The sequence below is a fragment of the Tannerella forsythia genome (assembly GCF_001006485.1).
Lineage (GTDB): Bacteria > Bacteroidota > Bacteroidia > Bacteroidales > Tannerellaceae > Tannerella > Tannerella forsythia.
Genome location: NZ_JUET01000044.1, coordinates 19,528 through 30,284, shown reverse-complemented (window position 1 = coordinate 30,284; position 10,757 = coordinate 19,528). Strand labels below are relative to the sequence as shown.

Here is a 10,757-nt window from a genome sequence, read left to right as displayed (position 1 = left end):
ATGCCGGGAATGGCACGTTTGAGTTCTCCGTAACGGATTATTCTGCGGTTGATTTGGAAGATGATGAGCAGTGTCCACTTTCCGGTGAAAATCTGCATAGACTTTCGTACGGGACATTTATCGTCTGAAATTTTTCTCTCCATGACAAACTTTTTTATTCTTGATAATCAATAAATCTAATAATACGGTATGTATCCTACAATATTGTAGGTACTTGCAGATTGTAGTGCAAAGGTATAACATTGCAGTGGTTCTAACAATTAAAAATACAGATTTATGGAAAAGAAAATCGAAAAAGTGCGTCAATTTTACACCGCCTTGGCACAGGGTGATTTTGAAACGGTGGGGGCATTGCTCTCCGATGAGTTGGTATGGCATCAGCCGGGAAAGGGTACATTGTCGGGCGTTTACAACGGCAAGCAGAATGTTTTCGCCCATTTGGGAAGAATGGCTCAACTGAGCAATGGCACATTCGCCGTCGACCAAGTGGATTACATTACGGAAAACGGCGATTTGGTCGTGGCTGCGGTTGGATTTGCAGTATCGACAAATGGACGTTCGATGCAGATGAAAGGCGTGGATCTCTTTCGCTTTGAGGATGGGCTGATTAAGGAGATTTGGCTGTTCTCAGAACAAATCGACGAAGAAGACCGCTTCTGGACGGCATTGGCACAAGGCTGATCGTTTATCAAAAACACTAAGGCAGGCAGTAAGGTAAATGCGTCTTACTACCTGCTTTTCCTTAATTGTATAATCCGTTTTTGCCATAATAGACAAGTATCAGAGGACTTGCTTTTGTCTTCTCCGAAAGCCTGCCGATTATCCACCTTCGCAAAGTCTTTGCCTGTGGTGTGGCAATATGAAACAACAACATCGTTATCATTTCAATACTGTACAAATCAATAAATCCTCGTTCAGAGCGGATTGTTCTCATTGCTTCCGCCTCCATCAAAAGCCCCTCTTTGAATATCGCTTTGATTTGTGTGTTCACCTTGCCGGAAAATCCCCCGAGCAGGTCGGCTATCTCGCAAGCTGACATCCAAACGGCAGTCATCGGGATATGTACTTTACCATTTTCACTGATGGTTATGATTTCTCTTTTCATAGACTTTCCTCCTTGTTATTATATGGTGATACCGCTGAATTGCTCTATCTTACTCAACTTGTCGGAAAGGGTATTCATATCCCGGCTTTCCTTTTCGTGGGTGATTTTGGCGTAGATTTGTGTCGTGCGGATATTCGTATGCCCGAGCATCTTGGAGAGTGTTTCGATGGGGACTCCGTTGGTCAGGCAGATTTCCGTCGCCATGGTATGGCGGCTGGTATGCCATGTTATGTTCTTCTCTATGCCGCAAAGCCCGATGATTGTCTTGAGATTCTTGCAGGCGGTAATATACAGAGGAACGGGGAGGAGGTAATCCTCCTTTGCCATCCCGTCATACTTTTCGATAATCCTCAATGGAATGTCCATCAGCATGATGTTGGATTCCACGCCCGTTTTCTGCCGCTTGGTCATAATCCACAACTTGCCGTCGAATGAAGTCTGCACATTGTCTTTGGTCAGGTTCTTCATGTCGGTAAAGGACAAGCCCGTAAAGCAGCAGAAGACATACAAATCCCGAACCAACTCCATCGACTTGCGGCGAAACTTCAAATCCATCATTTGACGTATCTCATCCTTGGTCAGATAATCTCTTTCCGTACTCTCGGCACAGATACTGTAATCCACGAATGGGTCTCGAACAATCCAGCCGTGATTTTGGGCAATGGTAATCATTCGGCGCAAAGGCATCATGTAGATCCATACGGTATTGTTGCAGCACTGCTTCTCCGTGCGGAGGAAAATCTCAAAGTCCGTGATAAAGGCGGGGGTAAGCTCTCGCAGGGCGATGTCGCTCAGACGGTAGCGTGTCTTGATGAACTCTTCCAAGTGCTGATAGACCGTGCAGTACTTGTTGTAGGTGGATTGGCTTCGTAAGCCTGCATCCACCTGCTTGGCAAAATCCTCATTGTGTTGGGCATAGACCGTCAGCAGTGTCTCGTGCCGCATCTCCAGACCCAAGAAAACATTCTTTACTTTCTCTGCCGTGACATAGTTGTCCCTTTCGGCGATCTCCTTGTATTTGGCATTGATACTCACCCGAATCTTGTCCAAGAAGCGGTTGGTTTCCAATGCAACGGTACTCTTTCCCGAAGCCCGGTTGCTCTTGACGTCCCATAGATTGGGGAGGACATCGCATTTGCAGCTGAACTGTGCAATGGTTCCGTCGATAGTGATACGGCACATCACGGGAACGGAACCGTCTTTCTTGGGGGCGTTCTTTTTGAGGTAGAACAGAACCTTAAACGTACTTCGCATAACTCTGGCCTTTTATAAGTTACAAAACTATTTATTGTCAGGTTATCCGTTGGTACGCAATTCATTGTACTTTGACGGGAAAGATTCCAAGCATTCATTTTTTCGCCTTTTTTCTTCCCGTTCTCCCTTAATCGGGCTATCTTTGCAGAAGATTTCGGTTCGGGTTCAGCCTGTTCGTTACCGTTTTTGCTATTCTTACCTACTTGGATATAGGGTAATGTTTTAGTAACGCTGCTCTGTCCAAAGTTGGCAAAAGTCCGTCTTTGGGCGGTTTTTCCCCCGAATGGTCGAACATTTAGAACTGACTAGTTCACAAATCATTTGCTATGTCCGCTCATTTTTTGACCGTTGAGGATAGATTTTGCAGAAAAAATACACAATGAAAACATTGCTCTTTTTATTTGTTCTTGTTTTTCTTTCATTCAGTGCCGGAGCGCAGAAGATTGTGCGGGTTGAGCCGCTGAGCTGGTGGGTGAGGATGCATACGCCGCTTACCCTGATGTTTTACGGAGAGAATTTGCGTGACTGTTCGGTCGAGGTCGATCAGCAAGGGATGTCCGTGCGCAAGGTGCGTAACGCGGAAAGTCCGAATTATCTGTTTGTCGATATGGATATTGCTCCCGATGCACGGGCGGGCGAGTATACCTTGTTGTTGCGTAAAGGGAAGAAGAAGTTTACCTGTACATACAAGTTGGAAGGCAGGCGGGAGAAATCGGCAGGGCGAGAGGGTTTCTCGTCGGTCGATATGATTTATCTGCTCATGCCCGACCGTTTTGCAAACGGTGATCCGAAAAACGATGCTACATACGACACGGCCGAGAAGCCTGACCGGTACGATTATTTCGGACGTCACGGAGGAGATTTGCAGGGTATGATCGATCGGCTTGATTACATCGCCTCGGTTGGCGCTACGGCTGTCTGGTCTACTCCGCTGCTACTCGATAACGAGCCGAAGTCGTCGTATCACGGTTACGCCTGTGCCGATTACTATCGTATCGATCCGCGTTTTGGCGATAATGCGCTTTACCGGACATTTGTCACCGCGTGTCACCGGCGGGGGCTGAAGGTGATTATGGACGTGGTGACGAACCACTGCGGGGCGGCACATTGGTGGATGCGTGATTTACCCTATCAAGACTGGGTGCATCAGTTTGATCGCTATACATCATCTAACCATCTGTCTTCCGTGAATATGGATCCGAATGCATCGACGCATGACCGGATGGTGCACGAGAGCGGCTGGTTCGATACAAGCATGCCGGATATGAATCTGAATCATCCCGACCTGTTGCAGTATTTCAAGCAATGGGCAGTCTGGTGGATGGAATATGCCGATTTGGACGGCCTGCGCGTCGATACGTATTTCTACAACGAGAAAGAGCCGATGTCCGAATGGTGTAAGGCTGTTCGTACCGAATATCCGGCTGTGAATATTGTCGGAGAGTGTTGGACGACTTCGCCGGCTCAACTTGCCTACTGGGAAGCCGGCACGAAGAATAAGGACGGTTTCTGTTCTTACCTCCCTTCGGTAATGGATTTCCCGCTCCAAAGCGTGTTATGCAAGGCGCTGACAGACGACGATACAAGTTGGGACAGCGGGATGAAGCTGATTTATCGTTCGCTCTCGCACGATTTTTTGTTCGATGATCCGTGTCGTCTGTTGATTATGGCGGCAAATCATGACACCGAGCGTGTGGCCGATGAGGTCGGGAAGAATCCTGAAAAGGCAAAGCTTGTGGCTACGTTACTGGCCACTTTACGCGGTGTTCCGCAGATCTTCAGCGGTGATGAACTGATGTTTGCCTCAAAAGATCTTACGCAAGGGCACGGTGGCCTGCGGGTCGATTTTCCCGGAGGATGGCCGGGCGATACGCTCAATCTTTTCGATGCTTCGCAACGTTCGACTGTTCAGCAGGATGTGTTCGATCATTACAGCAGGCTTTTTAACTGGCGCAAAACGGAGAGCGTTATTCATCATGGGCGAACGATGCATTTCGCCGTCGAGGATAATATGTACGCTTATTTCCGGTATGACGATAACGGGGCGGTGTTTGTCTGTGTGAATGCTGCGAGCCAACCATGCACGATTAATTGGGAGCGCTATGATGAAGTATTACGCAACTACAAGCCGGAAGGAAAAGACGTCTTGTCGGGTCGCTCCGTCACCGTCGGACATCCGTTGTATATTGCTCCGCTGAGTTCGCTGATCGTGAAATTTGAACGATGAGAGACGGTGCAGACTCTTTCTCGCTTCTGTTTTTTGTTTCCGATAACCAGAAAAACAAATCGGCGGGATAAAATTTTATGCCATCTTACCTTTGCATGAAAAAACATTCGTATATTGTTCCCGTTTTCCGGCAGATTAAAAGGGTGATACCAAATCAACATCCATTGATTGAACCGGTCTGACTAAAAGGAAACAACGTCGTAGAACCGAGGTGTTCCTACGAGTAGGTGCAGTCCATAACAGTATGGGAAGCGAGGGGATAAATGTTGAAAAACAGCTTGAAGAATGTGCCTTGTGCAGCATGTATGAGGTTTAGAACAGAAGAAAACGAACGCTATCTTGTAACAAAAAGAAAAGAGTTGCGTCTAACAGAAAAGAAATAGAATCGAAATAGACTGAAAAACGATGATGATTCGACTGAAAGGGATTCATAAGACTTATTATAACGGTGCCCCGTTGCATGTGCTCAAGGGGATCGATTTGGATATCGAACGGGGCGAGATGGTCTCCATCATGGGAGCATCGGGTTCGGGGAAAAGTACATTGTTGAATATCCTTGGCATACTGGATACATACGATACGGGTGAGTATTACCTCGATAACCAGCTGATCCGTAACCTCAGCGAGAGCCGCGCGGCCGAACTGCGCAACCGGATGATCGGCTTCGTGTTTCAGTCGTTTAATCTGATCTCGTTCAAGAATGCCATGGAGAATGTGGCACTGCCGCTGTACTATCAAGGCGTCTCGCGAAAGAAGAGAAACGCTTTGGCGCTTGAATATTTAGACCGTGTCGGGCTGAAAGACTGGGCGGAACACATGCCCAATGAGATGTCAGGCGGGCAGAAGCAGCGAGTAGCCATTGCCCGCGCTCTGATTGCGCAACCGCAAGTGATTCTGGCCGACGAACCGACGGGAGCGCTCGATAGCAAGACGACGGTCGAGGTCATGGAGCTGTTGCGCGAAGTCAACCGAACCGGAATGACAATGATCATCGTGACGCATGAGCGCTCCGTTTCCGAAGTAACCGACCGGATTGTGCATGTGAAGGACGGACTCATAGAACAAAGGCCATGTTAGATTTTGATAACCTGCGAGAGATCTGGAGCACGATGCGGAAGAACAAGCTCCGCACCTTCCTGACCGGCTTTTCGGTCGCGTGGGGAATTTTTATGCTGGTCATTTTGTTGGGAGCCGGCAACGGACTCCGCAATGGCGTAATGTATAACTTTCGCGATTTCTCGGCTAACCGTATCGAAGTCTGGCCACGCTATACTACCAAACCGTGGAAGGGTAACCGTGAAAACCGGAGACTGCAATTGAAAAACGATGATCTTGCTCATCTGAAAACCGACTTCCCGGAGGTCGACCTTTATACGGGAACCGTCTCGCATAGTGACACGCTCGTCTACGGCGAAGAGTTCCTGAACGGCGAAATGATGGGAGTGGCACCGGATCTTGCGAAGATCGATTTTATCCGGATCGATCCCGGAAAAGGACGTTTCGTCAATGATATCGATATGCGTGATCGTCGCAAAGTGATTGTGCTTAGCCCGCGCATGGCCGAAGTGCTTTTTCATGAGGCTGATCCGTTGGGGCAATATGTCCGCATCGGGCAGATGATGTTTCAGGTGATCGGTATATATCACGAGAAGGATATGAGCAATAACCTGCCGGCCTATCTCCCGTTCACCACGGCTCAACAGTTATATAACGGAGGCGAAGGGTTAAATTCACTGCTCTTTACGGTGAAAGGGGTTACGACACAGGCCGAGAATGAAGCGTTTGAAGAGCGTTTTCTCAGGAAGATGGCACGCCGTCATCAGTTCGATCCGACGGACAAAGGGGCTTTGGGGATATGGAATATGGGGGAGAACATCCGAATGTTCACCATGATGATGAACGGGATTCTCGTCTTCATTTGGATTGTAGGCATTGGTACGCTGATGGCGGGGATTGTCGGGGTGAGTAACATCATGCTGGTGACAGTGCGTGAGCGTACGCGCGAATTTGGCATCCGGAAAGCGATTGGCGCCAAGCCGTCGTCGATCCTCCGGCTCATCATCATCGAATCCATCCTGATCACGGCCGCTTTCGGCTATGTCGGGATGGTGACGGGCATCGGACTGACGGAGGGTATCGATTATATCATGACGATGACGGGTGCCAACAGCGCGCCTGCGGGTGGCGGTCCGGGTGAAAATCTTACGCTTTTCCGCCATCCGACCGTGGACTTAGGTGTCGCTGTCTCGGCGACGGTTTTACTGATTATCGCAGGGGTGATCGCCGGTTATTTCCCGGCACGTAAAGCGGTCAAGATCCCTGCGGTCGAAGCCATGAGGGTAGAATGATGAAAAGGTGGATGATGTTTGATACGGATCGATGGGTGGAGATATGGGTGACCATTACCCGCAACAAGACCCGCAGTTTGCTGACCTGCTTCGGGGTGTTCTGGGGTATTCTGATGCTTGTCATCCTGTTAGGTGCCGGAGCGGGGCTGAAGAATGCCATGTATGAGGGAACCAAAGGCTTTGCGACCAACTCGGTGTTCTTCATTGCCGAACGCACGGGCAAGCCGTATCGCGGCTTCAACAAAGGACGGGAATGGAATATGCGTAACCGTGACTTGGAAACGATACAGCGTGAGGTGGAAGGCCTCGAAGCCATATCGCCCGTGCTTTGGGGATCCCGTCAAGAGAAGAACGTGGTGTATGGTCAACTCACAGGGACATATAATGTGAAAGGGATTCATCCGTCTTATTTTAAGATCGAGAGGCAGCAGTTACATTTCGGCCGTCTGTTGAACGAGATCGACTCCCGCGAGAAGCGCAAAGTGTGTCTGATCGGCACGCGGATCAATGAGGTACTGTTTAAGAACGAAGACCCTTGCGGGAAATATGTACGTGTCAACGGACTGTATTATCAGGTCGTGGGTGTGGTGAAGGGACGCTCTGCGAACATTAACATCGGAGGACGTTCGGAAGAGACGGTCTTCTTGCCCTATACCACCATGCAGCAGGCATTGAATCAGGGAGACATCATGCACTTCCTCTGCGTGAGCGCTTACCCCAAGCAACCGATTCAGAAAGTCATTGACGACATCACCGGGATTCTGAAACGCCAGAACGGTATCGCGCCGGACGACAAACAGGCCGTGCTCGTCATCAATCTGGCCGCGCAGTTCCGGATGTTCGACATGTTGTTCGGAGGGATCGACGCATTGGTCTGGCTGGTCGGTCTGGGAACCCTGCTGGCCGGTGTGATCGGTATCAGTAACATCATGATGGTGACGGTGAAAGAACGTACACGTGAGATCGGCGTGCGTCGCGCCATCGGGGCAAAGCCGTGGAACATTGTTTCGCAGGTGATGAGCGAGAGCCTTGTGTTGACGGCTCTTGCCGGATTGCTGGGGTTGAGCTTCGGCGTATTCCTGCTCGATCTGGTAGACCGTATCCTCTCGGCTCAGCCCGGCGATAGCCCGGCGATACTTCATCCGGGCGTACATATCGGGACGGCTGTCGCTGCGACGATCATACTGCTCGTGTGCGGTATGTTGGCGGGGCTCATTCCTGCCTGGCGGGCGATGCAGATCAAAGCGATCGATGCGATTAGAGACGAATAAATAAAGTATAAAGACAGAAAGATGAAAAACAGATTGGTAAAGAAGATTATGAGGATCGTCCTGCTTTCGTTTGTGGGGCTGCTGGTATTGAGCACGTTTATTTTCCTGTGGAAGAAGGCGCAACCGGTAGTGACGGTATATGAGATTGTCACGCCCGCGACGGGAACAGTGGAGACCAAGACCGTCGCAACGGGCCATGTAGAACCTCGTTACGAGGTATTGATTAAGCCGCAGATATCGGGTATCATCTCCGAGCTGATGAAGGAAGCCGGGCAAAAAGTGACGGCCGGCGAGATCATTGCCCGTGTCAAGGTGATACCGGAGATGGTGCAGTTGAACAGCGCCGAGTCGCGTGTCAATGTGGCCGATATCAGCCTGAAGCAGATCGAGAGCACGTTTAAACGTGACGAGCAGCTGTTCAAGCAGGGGATTATGACGGCTGAAGAGTATGACGTATCGAAGGCCAACTACATGAAAGCGAAGGAAGAATATGCCAATGCGCAGAACGCGCTCGAAATTGTGCGCGACGGGATCGCGAAGAACTCGAAAGTAAGCAGTACGACGCAGATTCGCAGTACCATCACGGGAATGATTCTCCATGTGCCGGTGAAGGTCGGCAATTCAGTGATCCAAAGCAATAACTTCAACGAAGGTACGACGATAGCCTCTGTCGCCGATATGAACGATATGATCTTCAGAGGCAATGTAGATGAGACGGAGATCGGGAAGATCAACGAAGGCATGCCGATTAAACTGACGATCGGTGCGCTGGAAAGTCAGACGTTTCAGGCCGTATTGGAATATGTTTCGCCTAAGGGCGAGGAGAAGAACGGGGCGATTCAGTTTGAGATCAAGGCAGCCGTGTCTTTGCCCGACACTGCCTTTGTGCGTGCCGGCTACAGCGCAAATGCGGAGATTGTGCTGAAACGTGCCGAGAACGTCCTCACGATTCCGGAAAGCACGGTCGAGTTTCGTGGCGACTCGGCCTTTGTGCAGCTGGTGAAGCAGGAGAAACCGACGCAGGTTTTTGAAAGGCATTTGATCAAAACCGGACTGAGCGACGGCATCAAGATTGAGGTAAAAGAGGGGCTGACATCTTCGGACAAGATACGCGGTGCGGCTGTCAATAAAGAAAACTGATCGCAGGGAAATATCAGGTATGTGGAACGGACAAAACGGAAGATACGAAATGATGAAACGAACGAAGATGATAGGACTGTCACTCTTATTGTTTGCCGGTATGCTCCCGGCGCAGGAGCATGCGAATGTGAAGAAATGGTCGTTGCAGGAATGTATTGACTATGCCAAAGAGCATAACCTTGAGGTGCGGATGCAGCAAATGAATGTGCAGCAGCAGGAGGTGACGCTGAGCACGGTCAGGAGCAAGCGTCTGCCGGACCTCTCGGCGAGCGCTTCGCAGGGATGGAACTTCGGACGCTCTCCTTCGGGCTATGATAATACCTATAAAGACCAAAACTCCCGTTCAACCAACTGGTCTCTCTCTGCCAGCGTTCCGGTTTTCACGGGCTTTCGGATTACGAATGAGGAGGCGGTGGCCCGGCTGAATTTGCAGGCGATAGCCGCGGAGTTGGAGAAAGTGAAGGAGAATATGGAGATTACCGTCACTTCGGCTTATTTGCAGGTGCTCTACCAGAAAGAGCTGTTAGGCGTATCGAACGAGCAGCTTGCGCTCAGCCGTGAACAGCTTGAGCGCATCAGGAGCATGCACGCGGCAGGACGTGCCTCGGAAGCGCAGATTTATGAAGTCGAAGCGCAAGTGGCCAATGATGAGTTATCGGTCGTACAGGCAGAATCCGATTTGCAAATCGCTCTGCTGGGGTTGACCCAACTGCTCGAACTGCCCGACCCCGAAGGATTTGCCGTTGAAGAGCCGGCGGGAGAGGTGGAATTTCTTCTGGCGCGCAAGCCGGAGGATATCTACCATACGGCATTGACGACACGGGCGTCGGTACGTGTTGAAGAATTGCGCCTGAAAAGCAGCGAGAAGAATATCGGGATGGCTCGGAGCACTTATTATCCGACCCTCTCGTTCAGGGCCGGATATAGCAATAACTACTATTTTGCCGATGGTATGGATAATCTTTCGTTCTCCGAACAATTGAAGAAGAACCGGAATCAGTATTTGGGCTTCAACCTGAGTGTGCCCATCTTCAACCGTTGGGCTACGCGTAACGGAGTGCGCAGCGCCAAGCTCGACAAACGCAGACAGGAATTACAGTTGGAGAATACGAAGAAGGCCTTGTATAAAGATATTCAGCAGGCTTACTACAATGCAGTCGCCGCCGGAGAGAAATACAAGGCTTCGGAGGCGGCTTACGTCTCGGCGCGCAAATCGTTCGGTTATATGAATGAGAAGTTTGCCAACGGACGCGCCACGGTCTATGAGTATAATCAATCCAGAACAGGCATGACGAAAGCCATGTCGAACCGAACGCAGGCCAAGTACGAATATCTGCTGCGTAAAAAGATTATGGAGTATTACGAAGGCGTCAACTGACCGGCTGCCCTGCACTGCCTGACTGTTCTTCAGC

The 10,757-nt window shown here is 50.1% G+C and carries 10 protein-coding genes; 7 read left to right on the top strand and 3 right to left on the bottom strand.

Annotation, left to right across the window (positions count from 1 at the left end):
- A partial coding sequence (locus Tanf_RS15880; protein ID WP_046824726.1) for a winged helix-turn-helix transcriptional regulator occupies positions 1–143 on the bottom strand: 143 nt, incomplete at its 3' end.
- A 133-nt stretch (positions 144–276) separates the two neighbouring features.
- On the opposite strand from Tanf_RS15880, the gene Tanf_RS02070 reads away from it, so the two are divergent.
- The gene (locus Tanf_RS02070; RefSeq protein WP_046824725.1) at positions 277–681 is read left to right on the top strand and encodes a nuclear transport factor 2 family protein; all 405 of its coding nucleotides are present in this window, start codon (positions 277–279) and stop codon (positions 679–681) included.
- A gap of 61 nt (positions 682–742) precedes the next feature.
- Here Tanf_RS02070 and Tanf_RS02065 read toward each other — a convergent pair whose 3' ends face one another.
- Complete coding sequence (locus Tanf_RS02065; RefSeq protein WP_046824724.1) at positions 743–1,105, bottom strand: hypothetical protein; 363 nt, start codon at positions 1,103–1,105, stop codon at positions 743–745.
- A gap of 18 nt (positions 1,106–1,123) precedes the next feature.
- On the bottom strand, positions 1,124–2,359 hold the full coding sequence (locus Tanf_RS02060; RefSeq protein WP_046824723.1) for a site-specific integrase: 1,236 nt from the start codon (positions 2,357–2,359) through the stop codon (positions 1,124–1,126).
- 379 nt (positions 2,360–2,738) lie between these two features.
- On the opposite strand from Tanf_RS02060, the gene Tanf_RS02055 reads away from it, so the two are divergent.
- The 6 genes from Tanf_RS02055 to Tanf_RS02030 all read left to right on the top strand — a co-directional run bounded on the left by Tanf_RS02055 (position 2,739) and on the right by Tanf_RS02030 (position 10,723).
- Positions 2,739–4,586, top strand: a complete 1,848-nt coding sequence (locus Tanf_RS02055; protein WP_046824722.1) for a glycoside hydrolase family 13 protein — start codon at positions 2,739–2,741, stop codon at positions 4,584–4,586.
- A 408-nt stretch (positions 4,587–4,994) separates the two neighbouring features.
- Entirely contained in the window at positions 4,995–5,663 is a 669-nt protein-coding gene (locus Tanf_RS02050; protein WP_014223920.1) for an ABC transporter ATP-binding protein, read from the top strand.
- Positions 5,657–6,934, top strand: a complete 1,278-nt coding sequence (locus Tanf_RS02045) for an ABC transporter permease (RefSeq protein ID WP_046824721.1) — start codon at positions 5,657–5,659, stop codon at positions 6,932–6,934. The genes Tanf_RS02050 and Tanf_RS02045 overlap by 7 nt, the downstream gene beginning before the upstream one ends.
- 14 nt (positions 6,935–6,948) lie before the next feature.
- Positions 6,949–8,205 (top strand): ABC transporter permease, encoded by a 1,257-nt coding sequence (locus Tanf_RS02040; protein ID WP_046824733.1) that lies wholly within the window; start codon positions 6,949–6,951, stop codon positions 8,203–8,205.
- Between the two features lie 21 nt (positions 8,206–8,226).
- Positions 8,227–9,345, top strand: coding sequence for an efflux RND transporter periplasmic adaptor subunit (locus Tanf_RS02035; protein ID WP_046824720.1), 1,119 nt, complete (start codon positions 8,227–8,229; stop codon positions 9,343–9,345).
- A gap of 49 nt (positions 9,346–9,394) precedes the next feature.
- The gene (locus Tanf_RS02030) at positions 9,395–10,723 is read left to right on the top strand and encodes a TolC family protein (RefSeq protein WP_046824732.1); all 1,329 of its coding nucleotides are present in this window, start codon (positions 9,395–9,397) and stop codon (positions 10,721–10,723) included.
- The last annotated feature ends 34 nt before the right edge of the window (positions 10,724–10,757 follow it).